Raw genomic sequence first — 348 nt, 5'->3', positions numbered from 1 at the left:
ACGCGCAAAAACGCAGATCGCCAAGCAATTCGTTAAATTCAATGAGCGCTGTACTATCAGGCTTCTGGGCGACATGAGATCCTATAATTACGTGATCATTCCTACTCACGATTTTGATCATGTAGAATATCAGATAAGGGCTATAGATTTTGATCAGCAGTGTTTTGAGGGCAATCTGAAAGTTTATCGTCCGCAGTTCTTTAAGGAGAACTTTAAGATGGTGCAGCTGGTGGCCGAAAAGCTTCAGGAGAACTCAATAGAACAATACAGAAGGGAAGAGCGTTCTTTACTAGCAAAGAGAATTATCAACGCCCAGACGAGGTATAAAGAATTGATGCGTTGTATCCT

1 pseudogene is annotated in these 348 nt (G+C 41.7%); it reads left to right on the top strand.

From position 1 onward, the window contains the following. Positions 1-348: pseudogene (locus tag HC175_RS21400) on the top strand (hypothetical protein); the annotation flags it as partial.

It is taken from the genome of Salinimicrobium oceani (assembly GCF_012037645.1).
The sequence above is the reverse complement of the archived record's forward strand: the minus strand, read 5'-3'. Positions and strand labels throughout refer to the sequence as shown.